At 39.6% G+C, this 22,994-nt stretch carries 21 protein-coding genes and 1 pseudogene; 14 read left to right on the forward strand and 8 right to left on the reverse strand.

Translation table 11 applies throughout. The features are described 5' to 3' along the window. Window positions 1-17 precede the first annotated feature (17 nt). Window positions 18-1,604, forward strand: coding sequence for an aldehyde dehydrogenase (NADP(+)) (locus L2096_RS14070; protein ID WP_250365692.1), 1,587 nt, complete (start codon window positions 18-20; stop codon window positions 1,602-1,604). A gap of 165 nt (window positions 1,605-1,769) precedes the next feature. Continuing rightward, window positions 1,770-2,483 carry a FadR/GntR family transcriptional regulator gene (locus L2096_RS14075; protein WP_025094619.1) on the forward strand — a complete coding sequence of 238 codons (714 nt, stop codon included), beginning with the start codon at window positions 1,770-1,772 and terminating at the stop codon, window positions 2,481-2,483. 47 nt (window positions 2,484-2,530) lie between these two features. Here L2096_RS14075 and L2096_RS14080 read toward each other — a convergent pair whose 3' ends face one another. Continuing rightward, the gene (locus L2096_RS14080; RefSeq protein ID WP_250365676.1) at window positions 2,531-3,487 is read right to left on the reverse strand and encodes an NAD(P)-dependent oxidoreductase; all 957 of its coding nucleotides are present in this window, start codon (window positions 3,485-3,487) and stop codon (window positions 2,531-2,533) included. 360 nt (window positions 3,488-3,847) lie between these two features. Here L2096_RS14080 and L2096_RS14085 point away from each other — a divergent pair, with 360 nt between their 5' ends. After that, window positions 3,848-4,138, forward strand: coding sequence for a hypothetical protein (locus tag L2096_RS14085; protein WP_250365677.1), 291 nt, complete (start codon window positions 3,848-3,850; stop codon window positions 4,136-4,138). Between the two features lie 91 nt (window positions 4,139-4,229). On the opposite strand, the gene epsC is transcribed toward L2096_RS14085, so the two are convergent. After that, the gene (gene epsC, locus L2096_RS14090; RefSeq protein WP_250365678.1) at window positions 4,230-5,138 is read right to left on the reverse strand and encodes a serine O-acetyltransferase EpsC; all 909 of its coding nucleotides are present in this window, start codon (window positions 5,136-5,138) and stop codon (window positions 4,230-4,232) included. Between the two features lie 220 nt (window positions 5,139-5,358). Here epsC and L2096_RS14095 point away from each other — a divergent pair, with 220 nt between their 5' ends. The 10 genes from L2096_RS14095 (at window position 5,359) to L2096_RS14140 (ending at window position 16,347) form a co-directional block, all read left to right on the forward strand. Next, the gene (locus L2096_RS14095; RefSeq protein ID WP_250365679.1) at window positions 5,359-7,533 is read left to right on the forward strand and encodes a TonB-dependent siderophore receptor; all 2,175 of its coding nucleotides are present in this window, start codon (window positions 5,359-5,361) and stop codon (window positions 7,531-7,533) included. A 430-nt stretch (window positions 7,534-7,963) separates the two neighbouring features. Next, entirely contained in the window at window positions 7,964-9,253 is a 1,290-nt protein-coding gene (urtA, locus tag L2096_RS14100) for an urea ABC transporter substrate-binding protein (RefSeq protein ID WP_250365680.1), read from the forward strand. A 108-nt stretch (window positions 9,254-9,361) separates the two neighbouring features. After that, on the forward strand, window positions 9,362-10,978 hold the full coding sequence (gene urtB, locus L2096_RS14105; protein ID WP_394661280.1) for an urea ABC transporter permease subunit UrtB: 1,617 nt from the start codon (window positions 9,362-9,364) through the stop codon (window positions 10,976-10,978). A 7-nt stretch (window positions 10,979-10,985) separates the two neighbouring features. After that, complete coding sequence (urtC, locus tag L2096_RS14110) at window positions 10,986-12,056, forward strand: urea ABC transporter permease subunit UrtC (protein WP_076032467.1); 1,071 nt, start codon at window positions 10,986-10,988, stop codon at window positions 12,054-12,056. Beyond that, window positions 12,057-12,884 carry an urea ABC transporter ATP-binding protein UrtD gene (gene urtD / locus L2096_RS14115; protein WP_004937605.1) on the forward strand — a complete coding sequence of 276 codons (828 nt, stop codon included), beginning with the start codon at window positions 12,057-12,059 and terminating at the stop codon, window positions 12,882-12,884. It abuts the gene before it with no gap. Between the two features lie 9 nt (window positions 12,885-12,893). Beyond that, a complete protein-coding gene (gene urtE, locus L2096_RS14120) occupies window positions 12,894-13,592 on the forward strand; it encodes an urea ABC transporter ATP-binding subunit UrtE (RefSeq protein WP_250365682.1) in 699 nt (232 codons plus the stop codon). Between the two features lie 225 nt (window positions 13,593-13,817). Continuing rightward, window positions 13,818-14,039 (forward strand): hypothetical protein, encoded by a 222-nt coding sequence (locus tag L2096_RS14125; RefSeq protein WP_004937601.1) that lies wholly within the window; start codon window positions 13,818-13,820, stop codon window positions 14,037-14,039. Window positions 14,040-14,148: 109 nt separating this feature from the next. Continuing rightward, on the forward strand, window positions 14,149-14,352 hold the full coding sequence (locus tag L2096_RS14130; protein ID WP_004937599.1) for a hypothetical protein: 204 nt from the start codon (window positions 14,149-14,151) through the stop codon (window positions 14,350-14,352). A gap of 64 nt (window positions 14,353-14,416) precedes the next feature. Beyond that, window positions 14,417-14,626 (forward strand): acyl-CoA thioesterase, encoded by a 210-nt coding sequence (locus L2096_RS14135; protein WP_250365683.1) that lies wholly within the window; start codon window positions 14,417-14,419, stop codon window positions 14,624-14,626. A gap of 560 nt (window positions 14,627-15,186) precedes the next feature. After that, entirely contained in the window at window positions 15,187-16,347 is a 1,161-nt protein-coding gene (locus tag L2096_RS14140; RefSeq protein ID WP_250365684.1) for an MFS transporter, read from the forward strand. A 19-nt stretch (window positions 16,348-16,366) separates the two neighbouring features. On the opposite strand, the gene L2096_RS14145 is transcribed toward L2096_RS14140, so the two are convergent. The 6 genes from L2096_RS14145 to L2096_RS14170 all read right to left on the reverse strand — a co-directional run bounded on the left by L2096_RS14145 (window position 16,367) and on the right by L2096_RS14170 (window position 21,575). Continuing rightward, entirely contained in the window at window positions 16,367-17,617 is a 1,251-nt protein-coding gene (locus L2096_RS14145) for a mechanosensitive ion channel family protein (RefSeq protein WP_250365685.1), read from the reverse strand. 138 nt (window positions 17,618-17,755) lie between these two features. Further along, window positions 17,756-18,292, reverse strand: a complete 537-nt coding sequence (locus L2096_RS14150) for a DUF2058 domain-containing protein (RefSeq protein WP_025094607.1) — start codon at window positions 18,290-18,292, stop codon at window positions 17,756-17,758. Between the two features lie 16 nt (window positions 18,293-18,308). Then, complete coding sequence (locus L2096_RS14155; RefSeq protein ID WP_151746972.1) at window positions 18,309-18,983, reverse strand: YoaK family protein; 675 nt, start codon at window positions 18,981-18,983, stop codon at window positions 18,309-18,311. Window positions 18,984-19,020: 37 nt separating this feature from the next. Continuing rightward, a complete protein-coding gene (gene sstT / locus L2096_RS14160) occupies window positions 19,021-20,220 on the reverse strand; it encodes a serine/threonine transporter SstT (protein ID WP_151746973.1) in 1,200 nt (399 codons plus the stop codon). 146 nt (window positions 20,221-20,366) lie between these two features. Then, window positions 20,367-20,675, reverse strand: coding sequence for an ArsR/SmtB family transcription factor (locus L2096_RS14165; RefSeq protein WP_076032473.1), 309 nt, complete (start codon window positions 20,673-20,675; stop codon window positions 20,367-20,369). 333 nt (window positions 20,676-21,008) lie between these two features. Beyond that, entirely contained in the window at window positions 21,009-21,575 is a 567-nt protein-coding gene (locus tag L2096_RS14170; RefSeq protein WP_004937582.1) for a TetR/AcrR family transcriptional regulator, read from the reverse strand. A 335-nt stretch (window positions 21,576-21,910) separates the two neighbouring features. Here L2096_RS14170 and L2096_RS16170 point away from each other — a divergent pair. Beyond that, a pseudogene (locus tag L2096_RS16170) lies at window positions 21,911-22,743 on the forward strand (hypothetical protein). The last annotated feature ends 251 nt before the right edge of the window (window positions 22,744-22,994 follow it).

Below are 22,994 nucleotides of genomic sequence, written 5' to 3' on the forward strand. Positions count from 1 at the left end.
TTTAAGGAAATACTATGATGAGCAAGAATATCGGTAAACAGTTTATTCAGGGTCAACGTGTTGCAGAACACGCGGCAAGCTTAGAAAGTATCAATGCTACAGACTATCAGCTGACTGGCTATATATTTAGTCAAGCCAGTTTGAATGAGGTGGATCTTGCAGCAAAAGCCGCACATCAGGCATTTTTGACATACCAAAATACCAGTCACGAACAACGCGCATTATTTTTAGATGAAATTGCCATTCAGATTGAAGGGCTAGGTGCTGAGCTTCAAGAAGTGGCGGCCCTAGAAACAGGCTTACCACTTGCACGCTTGCAAGGTGAAACTGCACGAGTAACAGGGCAACTTCGACTATTTGCTGAATTGCTGCGCCGTGGAGATGTATTGGGTGCTCGAATTGATACCGCGCTACCAGATCGTAAACCTTTACCGCGTGTAGATTTAAGACAATATAAAGTTGGCGTGGGGCCGGTTGCAGTTTTTGGTGCCAGTAACTTTCCGCTTGCATTTTCTACCGCAGGTGGTGATACAGTCGCAGCGCTTGCCGCAGGCTGTAGCGTGGTATTTAAGGCACATTCAGGTCATATGGCAACAGCTGAACTGGTTGCTCAGGCGATCGAAAAAGCAATCGAGATTTGCAATATGCCGCGTGGCACATTCAATATGATCTTTGGAGCACGAGTAGGTGCCAATCTGGTCGAGCATCCTCTCATTCAAGCTGCCGGTTTCACGGGCTCACTCGAAGGCGGAATGGCATTGTTTCGCTTAGCACAAAACCGCACTCAGCCTATTCCATTTTTTGCAGAAATGTCGAGCGTTAATCCTGTAGTTGTGCTACCAGATGCGCTTAACGCACGTGCAGAGAAAATTGCACAAGATACAGTTGCTTCATTTAACATGGGATGTGGCCAGTTTTGTACAAAACCAGGTTTGATTATTGGGATTAAAAGTGTTGAGTTTGATCGATTTGTTGAGGCTTTGATTGATTCAACACGTAGTGCTGCTCCACAAGTGATGCTTAATCGGGGAACCTTAAAAAGTTATCATCAGGGCATTCGAAACCTAGTTGATGCATCAGGTTTTGAACATATCGCATCTGGTTTAGCGCCAGAAATGGTTTCACAGGCTCAGGCGCATTTGTTCAAAGCAGATTCTTCTTTGCTGCTAGAAGGTCATGCATTGTTGCAACATGAAGTATTTGGTCCGATGTCGGTTGTTGTTTCGGTTGAAACGAAGGCCGAGCTCCTGCAAGGACTCAATGCTCTAGGTGGTCAGCTCACCGCAACTATTATTGGTGATGATAGCGATTTGGCAGAGGCTGCAGATCTATTACAAACACTCACCCGTAAAGCTGGCCGTGTATTATTTAATGGCTACCCAACAGGTGTAGAAGTTTGTGATGCCATGGTACATGGTGGTCCATTTCCGGCAACCAGTGATGCACGCGGCACCTCGGTAGGCACAGGTGCCATCGATCGCTTTTTGCGTCCGGTATGCTACCAAAATACCCCGCAGGCCTTGCTGCCTGATGCACTAAAAGATACTAATCCATTAAACATCCATCGGTTGATTAATGGTCAATTCACAAAAAATGCAATCTAATATGAGAAGGCGGTTCAGCTCTAGCTGAACTGCTCTTTTATAACACTGTTTTTAATTTTCAAAACTGCCCATAAGCTGAATTTTTTCAATGTGCTTATGACTAACTTGTCAGTTTATAGTAATATGAATAATCGAATTTTCTAATGTTTAATGAGTTCTTCAAATATGTCTAGCGCAATCAAACCTAGATCAGCAAAAAAACTAAGCCAGATTATTGTAGAACAACTTATTGCAAAAATTCAGTCTGGAGAATTTAAAGTTGGAGAAAAAATTCCAACTGAACTCGAGCTGATCGAGACATTTGAAGTCAGTCGCTCCGTGATTCGAGAGACGATCACAGAACTTCGCTCGTTAGGATATGTCGAAACCCGTCATGGAATTGGTACATTTGTAAAAGAACAGATCGCAGAACAAAATTTTTTGTTGTCCAACGCTAGCCTAGAAACCATCAATGACATTGTGGCATTACTTGAGCTTCGAATTAGCTTAGAGTCGGAAGCGGTATTTTTGGCATCCGAGCGCCGTTCAGATATTCATATTGCCAAAATGAAAGCAGCGCTTGAAGATTTTGAATCTCATATTTCGTCAACAGCAAACGATGGAACGGTCAAGGCAGATTATGACTTTCATATTGCAATTGCAGAAGCATCAAGTAATCAATATTTTGTCGATTTTTTAAAGTATCTGGGTGAAAAAATCATTCCGCGTGCTCGACTCAATTCAATTGAAAAGAGCCCGGAAAATCGTGAGGACTATCTTAAGTCTGTACATCATGACCACGTGAATATTTATAATGCAATTGTGGACCAAGATGGGTTACTTGCTCGTCAAATGATGCGTGCACATTTGTCTAAAAGTATTAAGAAATTCAAACAATAATCAAAATTAAGGTCGTGATTGAATTTGAACAATCCCGACCTCAAGGCTTAAACTAGATTTTGCTCAATACCTTGCATATTTTTATTAATATTGTCTTGGATGGTTAAAAATAACCGCTGCTGTGCTTCGTCGGTTCCCCAAGCAATATGTCCTGTAATCAATACATTGGCATGCTGCTTGTGTAAATTTAATAGGGGATGATCAACTGGTGGTGGCTCTTGATCCAATACATCAGCTGCATAGCCCGCCAATTCTCCAGATTCAATCGCTGCAACAATGGCGTTGGCATCGACCAAACCACCACGTCCTACATTAATCAGTAAACTGTTGGGTTTCATCATCTTCAATACAGAAGCGTCAATTAAATGATGAGTCTGTTGGTTGAGTTCGCAGTGTAGAGACACAATATCTGCGGTTTGAATGGCTGTTTCAAAAGGAACATAGCCTTCACGACACGTTGTTGCACCTTTACGCTCACTAAACTGAACATGCATTCCAAAAGCCTCAGCTTTTTGAGCAAGAGATAAACCAATTTCACCTTTGCCAATAATTGTGAGCGTTTTACCTTTAAGTTCGCGCATTGGGGCAGCCAAATGAAACGAACTATCTCCTGTCGACCATTTGTCCTCTAATATACCTTGAAGCTGTTGGCCAAAATTTTTAATCAGATAAATCATAAAGGTAAATGCATGTTCTGCTACAGCATCGCCTGCATAGCCTCGAATATTACATACCTGAATACCATGTTGTCGTAATAAAGGCATGTTGACATGATTGAATCCGGTTGAACATAATGCCACCAGTTTTAAATTCGGGTTATTTTTTAAAATAGTTTCATTAATATCTAAATCACTGATAATGAGTACATCTTGATCGAATACTTGTGTCGCAAACTGCTCCTGATTGAGCTGCTCAAACTCGGTATAATCCACTGGAAAATCGAACTCGAATGCTTGATCAAGTAACACGTATTTTTCTGTGCAGGTAATTTTTAAAGATTTCATAAGATCATAACAATTTAAAGATAAGACATCATACAACAAATTTTAGTCAAAGTAATTGTAAGAGGCAATTTCTCTATTCATCCATGCGATAACAAAGAGTAATTGATTCTTGGTGCTTATTTCTGTTTATTTTAGTGAAAATAGAAGATGAGATAACTTAAGCTAGCCTAAATTTTTAACATAAATTATGAAATTTAAATTAAATAAAAAAAGATAATTAATTGGTGTAAATATTAAAAAATGTGATACATTTAACAAAATTGATTTCCATTGTGGGAACCCTGTAATGGTTTTGCATTCCCGGTTACAGGTTTTTTTATTTTGTAAAACTATGTCTAATAAAAAATGAAAGTGTATGAGATGATTTTTTCGATCGGTTCAGATGAGCAAGAACGAATACTGTATCACGTCAATAATGCTTCAACACGAACAGATTTTTTAGCTAGATTAAAATTGATACTCGAGCAAGAATGGATTTCTTCAAAAGTTGAAAGCAGTAGTTCAGATCAAATTGCCTTCGATGAGCAAATCTATTATGAAAGTTTACAGCAAATCGAAATGATGTCTGACGATTTTATTGCTCATGGCACTGCACGTTTAACAAAAAATATTTTTATGTCGGTTTTGGTACGCGACGTCATTAAAATATAGAGAATTTGATTATTAAATAAAAAAGATATAAATCCACCTCCTCAATATTTTAACGATACTCTGAAGTGGATTTATGATGAGGGTAATAACCTTAAGGTACTTTTTTACAAGATTCAGATGGCGATTGCAAAATTTGGCTTCCCGCAGGCACGCTGTGCGTCAGCCATACATTTCCGCCAATCGTAGATCCTTTACCAATGATAATTCGGCCTAAAATCGTGGCACCTGCATAAATTACCACTTCATCTTCTACAATCGGATGACGCGCATAATCTTTTTTCAGGCCACCATCATCGGTAAGCTCAAATCGTTTTGCACCCAGTGTTACTGCCTGATAAATACGTACACGCTCACCAATAATACAGGTTTCTCCAATCACAACGCCGGTTCCATGATCGATAAAGAAACCTTTACCAATTTGGGCACCCGGATGAATATCGATACCTGTTGCAGAATGCGCCAGTTCAGAAATAATTCTAGACACCAGCGGCACATGCTTATACAGCTGATGTGAAAGGCGATGATAGATAATCGCCAATAATCCCGGATAACAAATCAGTACCTCATCGACACTGTGAGCAGCCGGATCGCCCTCAAAAGCCGCGAGCACGTCTTCATCAAGTAAACGGCGGATATCTGGCAGCGCATTGGCAAAATCTTGGACTATAGTTTTGGCATATGTATCGATGTCTGGATCGACAGTACTCGGGTGCAGCTTTGCCTCATAATGCAAGGCCATGCGCACTTGTATAAAAAGCTCGTTTAATACGCGGTCAAGCGTATAAGCAATATAGTAATTTTCGGTTTCTTGGCGAAGTTCTGCAGGTCCAAGTCGCATCGGAAATAAAATGCCGCATAAGTCATTAACCACGACCCGAAGAACCTCTTTAGATGGCAGTTCGCGATCTCCCATCTCTTTGGTGCGATGTTGACTTTCACGCCAGTCGTGCCGTGCTTTTTGCAAGCCGTCTACAACGGAGTGGATATTCCATGAGGCCATTTTTTTTAATCCTAATGATTTGCTACATGTGTAATAGAAACTGACTAAGTTATTGTTTAAATCAATTTTTGATTTTTTTCAAATTTTAAGCTTTTAATTCTGTATTTTACTCAACAAATAAAGCAAACAATGCGTTTGATCTGGACATGACTCCTATATACTCTGCACATATTTTTACTTACGCAAAGTTACATTGAGTTTTGAGTATTCAGGATCATTTATGATAAACGCCCAGATGTTTCCCACCACATTTCTTTTTCGTTGTTTAAAAATGATCTTAGGTACAGGTATTGGTACTTTAAGCACACTTAGTTTTGCCGAAACTCAATCTAAGCAGCTCGAAACCATTGTGTTAAGTGCCGATCAGCAAGATTCTAGTTATTTGCGTCAAAATATTAATCTGGAAGGTTTTGGTACAACGCAGTTAAAAGATATTCCAGCTTCTGTATCTGTCGTGAGTTCAGCACGCTTAGAGGATCAGCAAGCCAAAGTAATGACCGATGTGATTAAGAATGATGCTGCTTTGGGAGATGGCTACGCTGCAATCGGTTACTATCCGAATTTTGTTTCGCGTGGTTTTGCGCTGGCTTTAGGTTCAAGCTATCTGCTCAATGGCTATGTGGTTCGTGGTGAACAAAACATTGCACTTGAAAATAAGGATCGAGTAGAAATTCTAAAAGGCATTTCGGCCATTCAAAGTGGCATGTCGACACCCGGTGGCGTCGTCAATTATGTTACAAAGCGTCCAGAGGATATTCGTTCAGTTACTGTGGGTGCCAACAGTGAGGGAGGAACATCTATCGGGCTAGATGTCGGTGGCTTTTTAGGCAAAGCGCAAACCTTAGGTTATCGCGTAAATCTTGCCGAAGAACAGATTCATCCTTATGTCGAGCATGCTAACGGTCAACGTGTGTTCGGCTCACTCGCACTCGATTGGCAGATTGATGATCAATCACAGCTTCAGTTTGATATTGAATCACAACGCCAAAAACAACGTTCAGTTCCGGGATACCAATTACTCGACGGCTCAACAGTTCCGACTGATGTGGCTTGGAGCAGATTGCTGGGTTATCAAAGCTGGAGTAAGCCAGTCACCAACGTTGCGCTGAACACCAGCCTGACGTATCGCTATCAAATTAACTCAGACTGGGCTGCGAGCATCGGTGCGAGTTATAGCCATGTCAAAATTGACGATTATATTGCCTTTCCATATGGTTCCTATAAAGGTTTGAAACCGATTGAAAATACCTTTGATGCCGATGGAAACTACGATCTTTACGATTACCGTAGCCCAGACGATGTACGTATGACCACACAACTCAAATCGAGTTTAAAGGGCCAAATTGAAACGGGAACTGTACATCATCATTTGAATTTTGAACTGGCTGCTGTAGAAAAAAATCAAAAACGTTATGTTGGTATTAATACACCCGTTGGAACAGGGAATATTTATCAAGACACCACCGATTTTGAACCCGCTACATTTGATTTAGGAAATCGATATAAGCCACTCGAAAGTAAGCAGCTTTCTGTGGCATTTACAGATCGAATGGAGCTTGATCCACAATGGACAGTATTACTGGGTGGAAAATGGATCGATTTAAATGAAAAAGCGTATGACAGTGACGGTACGGAAAATCGTCATACAGACATTCAAAAATTTTTACCACAAATGGCATTAAGTTATCGACCACTTGAAAATACAACAGTTTATCTTTCTTATGCGAAAGGTTTAGCGGACGGTGGAACAGCACCATGGTATACAAGCAATGCCAATCAGGTCTTGGCACCTGTTCAGTCGCGACAATATGAGCTGGGCTTCAAACAGCAGTACAACAACGCTTTGCTCAGCTTGGCACTTTTTGATTTAAAGCAGAATAATCAGTTTGTTGCACCTACTGATGACGGCAATCTCATATTTATCGAAAAAGGTGATCAGCGTTCTCAAGGAATCGAATTCGGATTGACGGGCAAGCTTTCATCACAAATTGAACTGAGCTCAAGTTTGGCATTGATGAAGTCTCGTTGGGAAGGAAGTGAAGTTGATGCTTACGAAGGGCATCAAATTCAAAATATACCCAAACTGCGTTTTGCAACGCATGTGTCTTATGACGTCGCGCAAATAGACGGTCTACGACTCTTGGCGGGTATGCAATATAGCGCCAGTAAATATGCCAATAAGTCTGGAACTGTAAAAGTTGGCGGTTATAGTGTGTTTGATCTTGGTGCAGCTTATGCCTTTAAAGTCAGTGGTTATGACTCTACACTCAGACTGACCATTGATAATCTGTTCAATAAGCAATACTGGCGTGATGTAGGTGGATTTATGGGCGATGACTATTTATTTTTAGGTGCACCACGAACGGCTCAACTTTCACTTAATGTGAAATTTTAAATCAAGAGCACATCTTCATCATTTCGGTGCTTTTTTTATTCGGCATGTGTCATTTTGGGGTGGGTTTTTAAAAACAGGGTTGAGTTCAGTTGGAAGTGAACTCAACCTTTTTCTATTCTTGATCAGTCAAATGACGAAAATGGAAGATTTATACGTAAAATGACGTAGAGACAAATTTTTATAATACATTATAATCTAAGATTTGTATTTTATTTTTTTATTTCCCTATTATTAAGTTGGTAAGAAGATAATTTATTATAAAATTAATAATTATTATTTAAGATTTTGATTTTAAATAAAATTATTTGAATTAAAGATTTAATATTTAAAATATAAAGCTTAAAAATTATTTTTTGGCATGCTCTTTGAATGATATTTCATCGCAAAAAAATTATTTTAATTTAAAGATGATCAAATTGGAGAAGAAGTCATGTTACAGCAAAGAATGATGTCCATTTCATTGTGTATTGCAGCGGTAATGGGGGGATTATCACTCACAGGATGCTCAAAATCATCAGACAAAACGGCAGCCACGGAAACGCAGGCCACGTCTGCACCAGCCAGCAAAAGTTCAGACACCATTAAAGTCGGTATTTTACATTCCTTATCTGGCACTATGGCCATTTCAGAAACTTCGCTTAAAGACACGGCCTTGATGACCATCAATGAGATCAATGCGAAAGGTGGAGTATTAGGTAAAAAGCTTGAGCCAGTTGTGGTTGATCCTGCGTCAGACTGGCCGCTTTTTGCAGAAAAAGCACGTCAGTTGATTACTCAAGACAAAGTAGCGGTCATTTTTGGATGCTGGACATCGGTTTCGCGCAAATCTGTTTTACCTGTGGTGGAGGAACTCAACGGTTTATTGTTTTATCCTGTTCAATATGAAGGTCAGGAACAGTCTAAAAATATATTCTACACGGGCGCTGCACCGAACCAGCAAACGATTCCTGCGGTGGAGTATTTGATGAGTGAAGAGGGTGGCAAGGCGCAGCGCTTTGTGTTGCTGGGTACAGATTATGTGTACCCACGTACGACCAATAAAATTCTTCGCGCATTTTTGAAATCGAAAGGCGTTGCAGATGCCGACATTATGGAAGAGTACACGCCGTTTGGTCATAACAACTATCAAACCATTGTGGGAAATATCAAAAAATTTGCTGCGGGTAAAAAGACCGCGGTGATTTCAACCATCAATGGTGACTCCAATGTGCCTTTTTATCGTGAGTTGGGTAACCAAGGCATTAAAGCATCCGATATTCCAGTAATGGCTTTTTCTGTGGGTGAAGAAGAGTTACGCGGTATCGATACCAAACCGCTGGTGGGTCACTTAGCGGCTTGGAATTACTTCATGTCGGTTAAGAATCCAAAAAACACCGACTTTATCAATAAATTCAAACAGTATGCAGTGGAGTATAAACTGCCGAATGCCTCAAAAGTGGTCACCAATGACCCAATGGAAGCCACCTATGTGGGGATTAATATGTGGAAACAGGCAGTCGAAAAAGCAGGCTCAACCGATGTGGATAAAGTCCGTACAGCCATGGCTGGCCAGACGTTTGCAGCACCGTCTGGATATACCTTAAAAATGGATGAAACCAATCATCATTTACAAAAGCCAGTCATGATTGGTCAAATTCGTGCTGATGGCCAATTTGATGTGGTCTATAAAACACCAACCACGATTCGTGCGGAGCCGTGGAGCCCGTACATTCCAAAATAACAAATCAACGAGGGCCTGTACGCATTGATACAGGCCAACCTCAGTCAAGCTTAAAAAATATTCACATAGCAAGGGTTTACTATGTTTAACCATATTCGGCGCTGGGCGATGATGATGCTTTTCATACAGCTTTGTTGTGTATCTGTGTGGGCAACTGAAAATAGCAGTCAGCCACAGACATCACTCTCCCACACGGCGGCTGTAGTGCACGATGATGCGATACAAACTTTTGTTCGGTCAGATTTTACAGCTCGTCGGACGATGCTTAATCAGTGGCCTGCCAGTCTAGAATCACTGGACAAACTTGTTGGTTATATCGACGACAATCAACTTTATACCGATAGTTCAGGTAATACCTATCTACTTAAAGATGAACAAACGCTCTTGAGCTATCCCGATGAAAAAGTCATCACCACATGGCCTTCAGATTTATCTCAAGTCACACTGGTGAATACTTTAAGAAAAGCACTGACGTTTGGGCAGGCCAAAGCCAAGCTTAATTCTGAAGATGCCACTCAACGCTTACAGGCAGTAGATATACTAGAAAACAATATTGCAGAGCTAGACAGTGGTTTTATCAAACAATTATATTTAAAAGAAAACAACAATAAGGTAAAAGCGCGACTTGCACAGCTTAAGGCACGTCTAGATTACAACAGCTCAGATGTATTCACTAAAATAGCAGCCATTAAAACCCTCTCAGCCTCCAACCGACCAGATGTTCTGGCTTTGGTTGAACATGAGCTGAGCCTTGCTCAAATTCATCCTGAACTCACAGCGGCATTACAAGATGCCAGAAACCAAATCAAAACACGTTTACAGATCAGTGAGTGGTCTGGTCATCTTTTTTCAGGTATAAGCACGGCCAGCATTTTATTGCTTGCGGCGCTAGGTCTGGCCATTACTTATGGCTTACTTGGTGTGATCAATATGGCGCATGGTGAGCTGATCATGATCGGTGCCTATACCACCTACGTGATCCAGAGTCTATTTAAAGCGCATTTGGCTGCTTGGGTCGATTGGTACTTAATCGCTGCAATACCAGCGGCATTTTTGATCAGTGCATTAATTGGCATGCTGATTGAACGAACTATTATTCGGCCCTTATACGGAAGACAGCTTGAAACTTTGCTGGCTACATTTGGGGTAAGTCTAATTTTGATGCAACTGGTACGCATGGTATTTGGAGCACAAAATGTCGAAGTATCCAATATTGCATGGTTAAGCGGCGGAATAGCACTCACACCGAGTTTGATGTTGCCGTATAACCGAATGGCCATCATTGCTTTTACCGTTGCGATTTTATTGATTCTGCTTGTGCTACTCAACAAAACTCGTTTTGGATTGTTTGTACGCGCAGTGACTCAAAATCGTCAAATGGCTCGTGCAGTCGGCATACGTTCTGCACGCATTGATATGCTTGCATTTGGCTTAGGCTCTGGGCTTGCAGGTTTGGCAGGCTGTGCCTTGGCGCAGGTTGGAAATGTGGGGCCAGATTTAGGACAAAATTACATTATCGATGCATTTTTGGTGGTGGTAGTGGGTGGTGTGGGGCAGGTTTGGGGCGCCGTACTGGCTGCGCTTGGATTAGGGGTAAGTGGCACGATACTTGAAATTGGACTCGGTGCTGTACTTGCAAAAATTATTCTTTTGGTGCTTGTGATTTTGTTTATTCAAAAACGTCCACAAGGGTTATTTGCCATCAAAGGCCGGTTTGTGGAGTAAGACGCACATGAAATTCACTTTATTGTTTGCAGACAAACCCTTGAGCGCCGTACTCATCGTACTTTGTTTTGTGGTGCTTTTAGTTCTACCTTGGTTGCATCTGGCACCTGTTGATTCTGCTTTTTATTTGTCTGCGTACTGGGTCACACTGATTGGCAAAATTATGTGTTTGGCACTGGTGGCACTTGCACTCGACCTTGTTTGGGGCTATGCCGGAATTTTAAGTTTGGGGCACGGTCTTTACTTTGCACTGGGCGGTTATGCTTTTGGCATGTACCTTATGCGTGAGTCGGCTGGTGATGGATTGCCCGATTTCATGCGTTTTTTAAGCTGGAATGATTTGCCATGGTTTTGGTTGGGCACCGAGCATTTTATCTGGGCGCTGCTATTGGTGGTTTTAGTCCCTGGTGTGATTGCGTTTGTATTTGGATTTTTTGCATTTCGCTCAAAAATTAAAGGGGTATATTTTTCAATCATTACTCAGGCCATGACCTTTGCTGCAGCATTATTGTTTTTTCGAAATGAAACGGGCTTTGGCGGTAATAATGGCTTTACTGGATTCAAAACGATCTTAGGTTTCGACATTACTTCAGCACCTACACGTGCCAGTTTGTGTTGCGTGACTGCATTTATACTCATGTTGTGTTTTATTGGCTTACGTAGCTTGATGAATCGTCCTTATGGGCGCGTGTTGGGTGCAATTCGGGACAGCGAAAACCGCTTGCAATATTTAGGCTATCGTACGCTTTGGTACAAACTTTCGGCATGGGTGTTGTCGGCTGTAATCGCTGGAATAGCAGGCGCGCTTTACGTCCCACAGGCTGGGATTATTAACCCGAGCGAAATGAACCCTGTCAACTCCATTGAAATGGCCGTTTGGGTGGCTGCAGGCGGGCGTGGAACGCTAATTGGACCAATATTGGGAGCAGGGCTGATTAATGCAGTTAAAACATACTTTACCGTGGCTGCTCCAGAGTATTGGTTACTTATTTTGGGTGGTTTATTTATTGTGGTGACCTTATTTCTGCCAAAAGGTGTGGTGGGGTTGTTTGACCGCTTTAAAAAGGAGAAAAATTAAATGAGCGAAGTGCAATTCGAAACACCACCGCATGGCGGACAATATGGTGAAGGATACGGCAGGACTAAGGTTCAGGGTGCAGATTTTAGTCATGGTATTGCGCTCTATCTTGAAAATGTCAGTGTCTGGTTTGATTCCTTTAGAGCTTTAAATGATCTGTCTTTATACATCAATGAAGGCGAGCTACGCTGCATTATTGGCCCAAATGGTGCGGGAAAAACAACACTGATGGATGTCATTACTGGCAAAACTCGTCCTACTCAAGGTACTGCATTTTTCGGTCAAAACTATAATTTAGCCAAAATGACCACGGAGCAAATTGCTGAGGCTGGAATCGGCCGTAAATTTCAAAAACCGACAGTATTTGAAAATTTTAGCGTGATGGAAAATTTACTGTTGGCAGCACCGAAAGATAAAACTGTAAAACGGAGTTTTTTCGCAAAATTGTCCTCTGAAACTCAAGTGGCTTTGGAGCAAACACTCGAACAAATTCGATTAAAGGACTTTCGCCATAAAACTGCGGGATTACTTTCACACGGTCAGAAGCAGTGGCTTGAAATTGGAATGCTGCTGATGCAGCAGCCAAAACTGATTTTATTAGATGAACCCGTTGCGGGTATGACCGATGCAGAAACTGAGCGTACTGCGGAGCTTTGTTTGGAGCTTAAAAAGCAACATACCTTGATTGTGGTGGAACATGATATGAGTTTTATCGATACGATCAGTGAAAAAGTGACCGTACTGGCTCAAGGCGCTATTTTAGCAGAAGGAACATTGGCAGAGGTACAAGCCAATGAAGACGTTATTGAAAAATATCTAGGTCGATAGGATAGACACATGCTCAATATTCAACAAATCAATCAGTTTTATGGTGGCAGCCATATTTTGCGCGATGTTTCATTGAGTGCAGCGTGTGGACATTGCAGTGTTGTGCTAGGGCGAAATGGAGTGGGCAAAACTACCTTGTTAAAATGCCTGATGGGATTACTGCCGATTAAATCTGGGCAGATTATTTTAGATGGTAAGGATATCTCAAAACTGTCGCCCGAACAGCGTGTACGAGCTGGCCTTGCATATGTTCCGCAAGGGCGAGATATATTTTCGACGCTCACCGTTGAAGAAAATATCCTTATTGGAATGGCTAAATTTTCAGGTGCTAAAACTAAAATGGTGCCAAACTCTTTATACGAGCTGTTTCCAGTTTTAGAGGAGATGAAATATCGCCGTGGTGGAGATCTCTCTGGTGGGCAACAGCAGCAACTGGCAATTGCAAGAGCATTGGCATCTGAACCTCGTATCTTGATTTTGGATGAGCCAACAGAGGGAATTCAGCCGTCAATTATTAAAGACATCGCCAAAGTAATTCAACACCTGACACAAAAGGGCGATATGGGAATTATTCTGGTCGAGCAGTTTTATGATTTTGCTGAAGAGTTAGCCGATACGTATACCGTGATGGCACGTGGACAAATTATTGCGTCTGGACGTGGAGATGAAATGTCTGAAAAAGGAATTAAGGAGCTGGTCGCGATCTAGGTTTAAGAGTGGCTAAATAGGGTTACAGCACCTATTTTTCGCTTTTTAGATACATAGACTGACACTTTATTAGCAGTTGCGTAACTTATGTTGATCTAAAATTACAGTTGTATATGAATGGGTTGTAGATTGACAGTCTCTTTGCAGTATTTTGGGTATAGCTCGAATTCTCTATGCTATAAACAAGGCTCAAATGTTCTCAAACCTTATAAGGATCAAGACAAAATGAGTCTTTCTGAAAAAATAATAACTGTCAAAGATCAACATGGTAATGAGCGCGAAGTTGCTGCACTGTGCGCCTCAGCACGATCAGAGCCAGAATTAGACCATGGTTCTTCACATATGGTTCATGCTGTGAAATTGATCTTTATTGATGGACATCAAGTAGAAGTAGATGCTGAAGGCAAATTTTATCACCCAGATACACGTATTGAGTACTCGGTTTAGTTAATGAGTATTCAAAGAAAAATCTGAGCATCCAACTGAACCGATATTTAATAGTGATTCAGTGAAAGCATACTCATTATAACCAACAACATGATAAGGAAGACTTAATATGATCGATGAAGAAAAGCCTCTTGATTTTGATGACGACAGTGAACCTCACGATTTTGAGGATGAAGAGTACTTAGACGACAAAAAAGAAGATGAATTGTACAATACCATTACCAAAGATGGTTCAAGTGTCGATCCCGCAGATGATGGAGAACGTCATCAACGACCTGAAGACGGTGATCCTATTGAAATAGAAGACACTTAATATTATAAATAAAGCCCAATCAAAAATTGGGCTTTATTTATAATAGATTTGAGCCCGATCAAATATGACGCGACTTCGTAAAAATATGAAAGCTGTTCCAGTAATACGACAATGGACGATCGAGCAAGACGGTTTCCTGATTGAACATGCAGATCTTGCACTATCGGAATTGATTGAACTACTGCCGTATACAGAAGAAGAAATCAAAGCCCGTAAAAAAGTATTGGGCTTACTAAAGCGTGAAAGACAATTCCGAAAGATCATGACCTGGTAAAAAAAGAACCTATCAATGTGATGAAATCAAGCTTCTTAAATATAGGTATGTTTGCTTTGTTATCGCGTGTTAAAAAATTTGGTCATCTAAATCCAATCTGTACAATGTGAAAACTTTGATTACTGTAGAAGTGTTTTTTGGTTACTTAATGAACAATATAAAATTAGAACTCACATGGATATATACATAGGTTGTCGATAAATTAAAGATAAGCAAACGTATTGGCAGACTTAAAAATGAAACTATTCGATATGTTCACCGGGAATTCAAAAGATAAAAATAGATCAGGTTTTTCAAAAGTAGAATTTGATCAGATCGTTCGTAAAGCTGTTGTAAGCAGCTTTATAGTCAAAAAGAAATAAGTTGATTTAAGCGTCATACTATTTTAAATGAAATAAAAATCTGGGCTAGAAACACTCTAGCTCAGATTCATGATATTGATTTGAGTAGATCCGAGAAACAATACCAGTAACGTTTCAAATGGATTTGATTTCAGCCAGTACAAATATATCAACTTTTGCTATGATTGATCTTGTAAAAACGCAAGATAAAGCAATCACATGCAAGCACTCACAATACAAACCAAACTTGGCGGATTTTATTTTTTCTATTACGCCATAGTGGGTACATTCATGCCGTATTGGAGCTTGTATCTTCAAGATCAGGGCTTCAATTATCAAGAAATTGGAATTCTATCTTCAATCGCGATCATCACACGTTTTTTTGCACCGTTCATTTGGGGATGGGTAGCAGATAAAACGGGCAAACGAATGTTATTGGTACGAATCGCAACTTGGATGGAAGCATGTATTTGGTTTACGATTTTTTTAATTTCAAAAAGTCTTCAATCGATTGCCTTACTCATGCTGATTTTCAGTTTTTTTCAAAATGCAATCTTAGCGCAGTTCGAAGGCGTTACTTTATTTTGGCTAGGAGACAAGCGCGCCGAACTATACGGTAAAATTCGAAAATGGGGATCTGTCGGGTTCATTAGCAGCGTATTTGGTATAGGGGCATTATTAGAAATTATTCCCGTTTCAATGCTGCCAATTTTACTACTCTGTATTTCCTTTCTTGCGTTTATCTGGTCATTTCAAATTAAAGAACCAACAAAGGCACCAACAGCCCAGCGACAACTAGAACCGTTATGGCCAATTTTAAAGCGACCTAGTGTCATGGCTTTTTTTGCTATCGAATTTATTATGCTGTTCTCACACGCGCCATTTTATAGTTTTTACAGTAATTTTTTAAAAGAAGCAGGGTATAGCACCACACAAATTGGTACTTTGTGGGCCATAGGCGTGTTATCAGAAATTATCATGTTTGCCTATGCACACACATTATTGGCGTGTTATTCAATGCGCATTTTGGTATCGGTGTGTCTTATCATGACCAGTATTCGGTGGATACTTGCTGGATATATGGTCGAGCATTTTTGGGGGCAATTGCTCGCCCAGACGATGCATGCCTTTAGTTTTGGTTTATTTCATTTGCTGGCAATGCGGTTGGTTTTTAGTCATTTTACCGCAGGTCAGCAAGGTCGGGGGCAAGCACTGTACAGCACCATGTGGGGCTTGGGGGTGGCTTCTGGTAGTTTATTGGCAGGTCACTTTTGGCAGACGTTAACTGCGCCAGTGATTTTTTTATGTGCTGGTTTATTGGTTTTATTGGGGCTTGGTTTTGTAAAATGGTTGCCCACACAAGGTGCACAACCATCTTAATTCATCGAGTAGACAGCTATTACACCGCGTCGTTTACAGCGTGCGCAAGAGATTTCATATCGGTACCTGAAGGTGCCTGATAAATTTTCAAGCCAAATTCAGGTGTAATAGCCAGTAAGTGATCAAAAATATCAGATTGAATGGCTTCATAAGCATTCCATGCGGTTGTGTTGGTAAACGCATAAATCTCAAGTGGAATCCCTTTACTAGTCGGTTGAAGCTGACGCACGATTAAAGATTGATTCTGTGCAATTCCACTGTGTTGCTTCAGATAAAATTCAATATATGCGCGAAACGTACCTAAGTTAGTTAAACGCCGCTGGTTATACACTGATTGATTACTCAGTTGCTCATTAAATGATGTAATTTCAGATTTTTTTAGATCAAGATATTGATTCAGTAAAATAAAGCTTTTGAGTTTGTCTTGTTCTTTTTCCGACATAAAGTGAATACTGCTTTGATCGATAAACAACGAGCGTTTAATGCGACGACAGCCAGATTCACTCATACCGCGCCAGTTTTTAAAGGTATCTGTGATGAGCTTATTGGTAGGAATTGTTGTAAAGGTCTTATCGAAGTTTTGTACGGTCACCGTATGTAATGACATATCAATGACATCGCCATCCGCATTGAGTGAAGGCATCTCAATCCAGTCACCAATACGTACCATGTCATAAGATGAGATTTGTACACTCGCGACCAATGACAAAATCGTATTTTGAAAAACCAACATGAGCACCGTTGCCATGGCACCAAAGCCGGCCAGTAAGGTGAACACATCTTTTTTCAAGAAAGTTCCCAAAACCATTAAAGCACAGACAATGAAGATCATGAGTTTGATCAGCTGCAAATAGCCTTTAATGGGTTTATTTTTAGAATTAGGATTACGCTGATAAGCCAGATTGAAAATATTTAAAAATTCACTAATCGCAAGCGCAATGGTTAAAAAGATAAATGCCTGTGCACCCATTTGTACTAAAGTAATCATTTTACTGGACAAGTGAGGAACACTACTGATCCCGTTCATAATCACGATAGCGGGAACAATATTTGAAATGCGTCTAATCACGCTATGCTGGGCAAAAAGGGACTGGTTAATAAACTTTAGCTTACTAATTGCTTTACGAACGCCCCGTACCACAATTTGTTTTGCTATAAAGTTTGCCAAAACGGCAAAAAAAATCAGGATAGCAATCGAACACAGCATCTCAAGCCATGGATATTGGCCGATCCAGTTTTGTATTTCTCTTATATATTGTAAAAAATTCAAACCTCTACACCCATGCTTAGTGAAAGAGTATAGTGTAAAGGCTTGATATTTAAGATGTTCGTATTGCTACTTTTTTTGTACGTTTTATTAATAAAACCATACATGCCCAATACATGCGGTTAAATTTACTTCAATTTCTTACCACATCAAATCATCAGGAATCACATAATCTGCATATGGATCTTCTTCATCTGTAGCCTGATCATTTTTCTGTGAATGATTTACCAAGATAAAGCCTTCCATTTTCTGATCAATTTTATCTGCCAATGGTTTGGGTAAGTATGCATAACTGTCTTGATCTTTTGCAATGACCAATGAACCAGAAACCAATGCATTATAAACTTGCTGTGAAACATACACTTTTTTAATCTTGTTCTGATCAATAAACTGATAAGCCACATCTCCTGATGTATCTTTGATTTTATGTTGTTTGATCATTTGTACAATCGAAGCAAGCAACGCTTTTTGTTCAAGTACCTTCTGTTTCTCTTGATTTAAACTCTGGTCTTTTTGTAATTTTTCAAGCTGAGCTCGTTCAATATTGGCTTTCAGTTCTGCTTCATTACTTTGACCAGTTCGATGCTCATGCTTTGCCTGCTTGGTGAGTTTGTTCGCTTTTTTGTTATCGACCAAACCTGCTTTTAAAAGCTGAGCTTGAAGCGCATTTTTTACCATAATGACAATCCAAAATTTAACTGTGTCGTTTTAAATGTTCATAGCTCAAAAACCAATAAACTGCGCTGAGCAATACCGTAAGTAGTGCTGGTAGCAAGAAAGTATTCATGAGCCAATGCGAATAGGCTATTGTAGCAATGACGCCACCAAGAAAAAATCCGAGTACGATTAAAAGATGCAAGATTACACGACGTCTATCTGCGGGTAGGCCTTTTGCTTTGTAGCCCATTGATAAACCTAGATCAGTGAGTACTCCAGACAGATGTGTAGTGCGTATAATTGCCCCTTTATAATGACTCATCATGGCGTTTTGAACACCCATAGCCATCGACGACCAGAGCAGACCAAGATGAGGATCGTATCTGACCGTCAGCCAAGTTAATACCAATAATAAGGCCACTAAATTTAAAGTTAAACCATAACGACGATGAAATGATAATGGGGTATTACCTAGAATAAAACCACTACAAAACGAACCCATCAGAAAGCTAATAACAATCAAAAACAAATACAGCATGGTATGCGGCTGCCATTTTACGAGATCAATCGCAAGCATGCTGATATTGCCTGTCATATGTGAGACAGATTGATGAATGACTGTAATAAGTGCCAATACGTTAATTGTGCCGGCATTGAGTGCCAGCACAAAGACAATACATTGAATCCAGTTCGGTAAACTTTGAAGTGGCATAAAAAAACATCAAATACAAATCAACAATTTGAATGTATTATGATTTTGAAGCCTGATCAACTGCAATAACAAACAACACATCTGTAGATGAATTCAAGGCCGTTTCAGTTGAATCTTGAAGTACGCTAATAACCATACCGATTGCAACGACTTGCATTGCAATATCTGAAGATATACCAAATAAGCTACATGCGACTGGTACTAACAGTAGGGAACCACCTGCCACACCCGACGCACCACATGCTGAAATACTCGCTACAACGCATAAAATCATCATGGTCCAAATATCAACATGAATACCTAAAGTATTCACTGTTGCAAGTGTGAGTACCGTAATGGTAATTGCTGCACCACACATGTTAATGGTCGAACCAAGTGGAACAACGACATTGGTCGTCGATTCATCGACACCACAGCGTCGTGCAAGATCCAAATTGACCGGAATATTTGCGGCTGAGCTTCTTGTGAAAAAAGCAGTAATTCCACTTTCGCGTAAGCATTTAAATACCAATGGATACGGATTGCGCTTGGTGACACATGCCACAAGGAAAGGATTCACTACCAGTGCGACAAAGAACATCGCTCCGAGTAAAACAGCCAATAAATGCGAGTAGCTTTTTAGTGTTTCCATACCTGAGTTGGCAAAAGTCACTGCAACAAGACCAAAAATACCCAGTGGTGCAAAGCTAATGACCAAATGAATCACTTTACCAATCGCGTCGGCAGAATCTTGTAAAAATGTTTTGGTGGTTTGACTACTATGACGAAACGCTGTACCCAAAATAACTGCCCAAGCTAAAATACCAATAAAGTTAGCTTCACTCAAAGCAACCACTGGATTAGCAACAAAGCTGAGCATCAGGTTTTTTAAGATATCTGATAAACTACCCGGTGGTTGAAATGCTTGATCACCATGTGATGCAAGTATCAATTTCGTTGGGAAAAGTAAATCGGCAATGACTGCTGAAACTGCGGCCAACAGCATGCTTATCACATAAAGTGCAATAATCGGTTTAATATTTTTAGCACTTTGCCCAGTCTCAAAATTGGTGATTGAAGCAATTACTAAAATAAATACTAGAATAGGTGCTACAGCTTTCAAAGCCTTGATGAAAATTTCACCAAATATACTCAAAAAAGGCGTAACGTCTGGAAATAGAAACGCAACAAGGAATCCCAAGATTATGGCAATAAAAATCTTGGTCACAAGACTCAAGCGAAAAAATTTAGAAAACATAAAGCGCAGCCTACAAGCTTTATCGGCCAGAAGAAAATAAGGCTGCTATTTTATACATAACTAAAAAAAATCCTAAATGTTTTTTAAAAAAATGATGGGTTTTCAGGCGTTATGATATTTTTTAAGCGATTTAAAAGAAAAAATACTTATTGAGGACAGTAAAGTTGATACAACGTAGATAGTAAATTGATCATTTTTTCATCCTTTATTGAATAAAAAATTTGTTTACCATCGCGTCTAGTGTTCACCGTACCGCTCTTACGCAGCATCATTAATTGCTGCGAAAGCGTAGGCTGTAAAATATTGGTGCATTCTTCAATTTGAGACACGTTAAGTTCTGAATTTGCCAAATGGCATAAAATCAGGAGCCGATCTGTATTTGCAAGAGACTTCAAAATTGTCACGACATCATCGGCAGCATCTCGCATGGTTTCAATTTGGAGTCTTTGGTTCATTCAATCACCCACATTTTTTCTGAGAAACATTATAAATGAAAGCAAAGTATGATAGATATATTTCTGGTTAAATAGCGTGTAAGAATTGATAATATGAATAAATCTTATAAAAAACTGAATTTTATTCATCAAAACAATGAGTAAAATTCAACATCCTGACCTTTTTTTACGTTACAATACAAAAAACAGACAAGTCTGTATAAGAGAATAATAATAAGTGTAAATTTAAATTTACACAAATCGGTTGGCTGCTAATGATTATTTTGGTGGTTAATTGGGAAACTTCAGACGCAGGCGTGAGATATAAAAAGAATAATACTCACGCTAAATTTTTTAAGCGCAGGTTTGCTCAAATTTAATCAAGCGCTGTACGCGTGACCAGTATTCCTCAATTTTAACCGAATTGCGCTCAATTAAGGCTTGCATGGTCATGCCATCTAAAATATTGATGAGTAGATTCGCGAGTTGTCCTGGGTTTTGTATGTCCAGTTCAGTGAGTAGGGTCGTGATGAGTTCAGTCAGCCATTCTTTGTACTCAGTTGCAGGTTTGATCGTAGAAGGATAGATCTTAAAAATCTCCTCCACGGCTTTTTGAAACATACAGCCATTAAAATCTTCGGTTTCGAACCATGCCGAATACCAAAGATAGATTGCTCTGATTTTACTTAGAGGATCGTTATCATCACAACCATTGATCGTTGCATTCAGAGAAGCTTGCAAATTTTGATTACGTTGATTCAAACATTCTTCAATTAACTTTGCCTTAGAAGGAAAGTATTTGTAGAAAGTCATTTTTGCAACACCAGACTCAAGAATGATCCGATCAATCCCGACTGAGTTATAGCTATGGGAATTAAAAAGACGCAAGGCGGTATTAATAATGTCATCTTTTTTCGACATGTTTAGAGGTTCCTGCCAAAGACATGTATGTACTCAAAAAATGCAATTTCGAGGTTTTTTTCATGGGAAATGAAATGATGAAAAATCCGTTTAAGTCTACACTTGAAAGAGCATAGTAAAATCTGAATAAAGTCTAACAGAATCAAGAAATATTTATAAGTAGGGCTTTTGGCAAAGTTTAATAAGATTTTGTACTGATCGAAGAACAATTGATCTGTAAAATTAATATAAAGTTTCATAAATAAACTTTGAATAAATGTTATATTTATGTAGATTAATCTTTCAAAATATCTTTAACACACAGGTGTTTCTGTGTATAGAATAGACACTTGACGATGAACAAGTTTTCATTCACCCAATCAGAAAATGCACGCACTAAAGCATTAAATTTCATCAAAAACTCCCTAACATTAGATCAATGGAACCTTCATCAAGCACAGATTCAATTGCTTAAACAAAGCGTTGAACAGCATGCATTATTCCAACATCCCATATTAAATCAGCTGCAAAGTTCTACGCTTAGCCTTCATCATTTAAAAACAATTCATTTAAACTACTTTGTTGCAATCGTAAAAATATTTACAGATGCATTGAGTATGCTCATTTTTGATGCGCATACTTTGGAAAAAACCAAAATATTAAAACTGATATGCGAGTGAAAGCAAAAGTTTATGCTCGTTATTTATTGTCTTTAAACCTGATTGATGAATTAGGATTTAATACACTAGATTTGGCATTGAGTTCGCCTAGCAAAGCACACCTTACCTATTTTTTACAGCTTCTAGAAGCATTGTCTTTAGATACAAATGACCTTGCGCAGACTGTTTCACAGGCACATCGAGTAAGCGATTATATCGCGTCACATTTTCATGATTATCAAGCCTTGTTACTAATCTTGGCGATTACCGAACAGCAGGTCATTGTTTATAGTGAAGTGCTTTCTATTAATGTAGCGAAATTTGATCCGAAATTTTCATCTGGTTACTATGAGTGTCATGGGGTAGTGGGCTGTGGTCATAGTCTTGCAAATGACGATAATCATGAAGATGATATTTGGATGTTATTAACACAAGCGCTAGATACATCCCGCACGGATGAACTAAACGCTATAACCCATGAATTTCTGGATATCTGGCATGATTTCTGGGAAAGCATGTATGTGGCTTGATTCTGGGTTTCAAAATTTAGAATAAACCAAATATTGAGTGAATTAAATAGATATACAAATCTGTATAGAAAATCACATTAAATCTGCGTAAAATTCAACATAAGTATGAGTTTTACTGATAATAACAATGTCGATTAATTTATTTGGCGTATTAGAACGCTTGGGATTAGGCACACAGCAACGCGCCTTGCACGTGACCTTCTCAGATCCCGCCCTGAACAGTCAGGTGTATTTACAACGCATACAGGGAC

Source organism: Acinetobacter sp. ACZLY 512, assembly GCF_023614015.1.
In the GTDB taxonomy this organism is placed as follows: Bacteria; Pseudomonadota; Gammaproteobacteria; order Pseudomonadales; family Moraxellaceae; genus Acinetobacter; species Acinetobacter soli.

Bases quoted from the DNA above. Each gene is read 5' to 3' on its own strand.
- L2096_RS14070 (WP_250365692.1), top strand. From the start codon at position 18: ATGAGCAAGAATATCGGTAAACAGTTTATTCAGGGTCAACGTGTTGCA.
- L2096_RS14075 (WP_025094619.1), top strand. From the start codon at position 1,770: ATGTCTAGCGCAATCAAACCTAGATCAGCAAAAAAACTAAGCCAGATT.
- L2096_RS14080 (WP_250365676.1), bottom strand. From the start codon at position 3,487: ATGAAATCTTTAAAAATTACCTGCACAGAAAAATACGTGTTACTTGAT.
- L2096_RS14085 (WP_250365677.1), top strand. From the start codon at position 3,848: ATGATTTTTTCGATCGGTTCAGATGAGCAAGAACGAATACTGTATCAC.
- epsC (WP_250365678.1), bottom strand. From the start codon at position 5,138: ATGGCCTCATGGAATATCCACTCCGTTGTAGACGGCTTGCAAAAAGCA.
- L2096_RS14095 (WP_250365679.1), top strand. From the start codon at position 5,359: ATGATAAACGCCCAGATGTTTCCCACCACATTTCTTTTTCGTTGTTTA.
- urtA (WP_250365680.1), top strand. From the start codon at position 7,964: ATGTTACAGCAAAGAATGATGTCCATTTCATTGTGTATTGCAGCGGTA.
- urtB (WP_394661280.1), top strand. From the start codon at position 9,362: ATGATGATGCTTTTCATACAGCTTTGTTGTGTATCTGTGTGGGCAACT.
- urtC (WP_076032467.1), top strand. From the start codon at position 10,986: ATGAAATTCACTTTATTGTTTGCAGACAAACCCTTGAGCGCCGTACTC.
- urtD (WP_004937605.1), top strand. From the start codon at position 12,057: ATGAGCGAAGTGCAATTCGAAACACCACCGCATGGCGGACAATATGGT.
- urtE (WP_250365682.1), top strand. From the start codon at position 12,894: ATGCTCAATATTCAACAAATCAATCAGTTTTATGGTGGCAGCCATATT.
- L2096_RS14125 (WP_004937601.1), top strand. From the start codon at position 13,818: ATGAGTCTTTCTGAAAAAATAATAACTGTCAAAGATCAACATGGTAAT.
- L2096_RS14130 (WP_004937599.1), top strand. From the start codon at position 14,149: ATGATCGATGAAGAAAAGCCTCTTGATTTTGATGACGACAGTGAACCT.
- L2096_RS14135 (WP_250365683.1), top strand. From the start codon at position 14,417: ATGACGCGACTTCGTAAAAATATGAAAGCTGTTCCAGTAATACGACAA.
- L2096_RS14140 (WP_250365684.1), top strand. From the start codon at position 15,187: ATGCAAGCACTCACAATACAAACCAAACTTGGCGGATTTTATTTTTTC.
- L2096_RS14150 (WP_025094607.1), bottom strand. From the start codon at position 18,292: ATGGTAAAAAATGCGCTTCAAGCTCAGCTTTTAAAAGCAGGTTTGGTC.
- L2096_RS14155 (WP_151746972.1), bottom strand. From the start codon at position 18,983: ATGCCACTTCAAAGTTTACCGAACTGGATTCAATGTATTGTCTTTGTG.
- sstT (WP_151746973.1), bottom strand. From the start codon at position 20,220: ATGTTTTCTAAATTTTTTCGCTTGAGTCTTGTGACCAAGATTTTTATT.
- L2096_RS14165 (WP_076032473.1), bottom strand. From the start codon at position 20,675: ATGAACCAAAGACTCCAAATTGAAACCATGCGAGATGCTGCCGATGAT.
- L2096_RS14170 (WP_004937582.1), bottom strand. From the start codon at position 21,575: ATGTCGAAAAAAGATGACATTATTAATACCGCCTTGCGTCTTTTTAAT.